General features: G+C 45.6%; 1 protein-coding gene. It reads right to left on the reverse strand.

The window, feature by feature from the left end:
- Nucleotides 1-202: 202 nt before the first annotated feature.
- Nucleotides 203-1,909 carry an RNA-guided endonuclease TnpB family protein gene (locus FC20_RS09395; protein WP_056945392.1) on the reverse strand — a complete coding sequence of 569 codons (1,707 nt, stop codon included), beginning with the start codon at nucleotides 1,907-1,909 and terminating at the stop codon, nucleotides 203-205.
- Nucleotides 1,910-2,052 lie beyond the last annotated feature (143 nt).

Genomic DNA, 2,052 nt, shown 5'->3' on the forward strand with positions numbered 1-2,052 from the left:
GGGGGAGCCCTAGCTTCTGATGCTTTTATCATACGCACAGTCAAAGAGTTCGCCATGCTTCACAAGCAAAGCCCGAAGGCCATGTCTGTAAAGCAGGCAGGAATATGTCCTAATTTTCCCTAGTGCCGAGGCTCTAGGGCAGCGCCCAGTCCTAGACTTGAAGCAGGGGCGAGCCCACGCTTGTGACGCTTTGACTGATGGATTATGCCATCACTGCCTGCTTATTTGCATAACGATCTTCAAGAATCTTTTCAACCTTCCGATATGGGGTGTACAGCGTTATTTCTTTGTCATCCATCCTTCGCAAGATATTTACGGCGGCAGCCGTATTTGCATTCATCTCTCCGCAATTTGGACAGACTGCGGTCTCATGATGCATGCCTTTTCTTTCGGTAAAGTGTGCGCCACATCTTGGACAGAACTGTGACGTATACGCTGGGTTGACATCGACCGTCTTAATTCCTTGACTGGCACATAGATACTCGAGGCGCTTGTTCAATGTTCCTTTCGCCCATGAAGACAGCTTGCGCCTTGCCTTTGCCTCATAGCAGCTTGATGCTCTTGGCAGCTTTTCTTTGGTAAAGCTCAGATCTTCTTTGACAAGGACGTCTGGTTCTTCGGTTATAAGCATCTGCCTAATGCTTACGTTCATCATCCGTTCCATGTTGTTCTGCTTTCTCTCATGTTGCCGACGATAAAGCTTATTGCCGAGGTGGTGCTTTTCCAAATGAGCGATTTGTCGCTCAATGCTGCCAATTTGGCATCTGATGCGCTTGTTTGTCTTGGCAGAATGAGTACCTGCCAGTTTCTTTTGCAAGTTTGATCTTTGCCGTCTCAGTTCTTTTGCTGGCTGGATGTATTTGTTGCGATTCGTATTGCGGCGATTGATCCGTTCGGCTTCGGCACTTACAAGCTTGCTGAAGTTTGCTCCGTATTCTTGACCGCTGCTGCACGAAATAAGAGTGGCTATACCCTTGTCCATGCCCAGTTTTTTATGTAGATTGCGCTTGTTGCTCACAACCGACTTGATAGCGCGATGAACTTCCAGCCGCTTCTTGTTTTTGTCAAGAATTAGCTGAATGTCGCCACGCTTCTTCTTGTTGGCATAGCAGTATGGTCCGGTCAGCTTAAACTGCTTTTTCTTTCCGCGCTTTGCCGTCATGATTTCCAAATAGCTTGAGCCGTCTTTTTCGACCACACTCCACATTATTTCATCACAGAGCATGCATCGTGCGGAACTTGAATGAGGGTATGGCTTATGCTTTCTGGTAAGTCGTCTGATGTATCCAGCACAATGCCGAAGCTGTTCTTTGGTTAGAGATGCTCTTAACGAAGGATATTGGCTATCTTCTTCGTTTGGCTTTGCCTCGTTTTCGCGTCCCTGCAGAATAAGCTGCCAGTAATATGGTGAAGTAAAGACGTAATTAAGATACTGGCGCTCAGCGCTAGCCAAGATTTCATTGGCTTGCACCTGCTTTTTCAGTTTTAAGCCAAGATTTGACCACATGGAATTGAGGTTCATGCACACGTCTTTAACTGCTTCCGTTGCATGGCGGCCTTGAATTCCAAACTGCTCATTCAGAAGCTTTTGTTTTGAAAGTCTGACCGTTCTTGCGTCAGGTGATTTCAGCCCTTGAGCTTTATTCTTCTTATAGGCCTTTTTCCAGTCTTTGACCGCTTTGCGAGCCTTCTTGATTTCACCGTCGTGCTTGCGGATTCTGTCTCTAGGGCCGTGCCACTGTTTGATGTCCGTCATGTGGTTGATGCCGCACAGCTGAGCATAGAGCAAATCCTTGCATCTGCCGTAGCCAGCAAACAGCTCATCCAGCTCTTTAATTTCTTCATCAGTCAGTTTTACGGTATAAGCTCTGATCGTTTTAGTCTGAGTTCTTTTCGTTTTTCTGGTCATTTTTGGAAGCTGCTTTCTCATTGCGGTCATATGTTCGTATTCAATCATAGCTTATCATAAAACTCGTCCTAAAACATTAAAAACACGACCTAGAATAGAAAAGTCTACTAATAGATACTAGTAAACTTAAATTGATATTTTTG

The sequence above is a fragment of the Lactobacillus equicursoris DSM 19284 = JCM 14600 = CIP 110162 genome, from assembly GCF_001434815.1.
Lineage (GTDB): Bacteria > Bacillota > Bacilli > Lactobacillales > Lactobacillaceae > Lactobacillus > Lactobacillus equicursoris.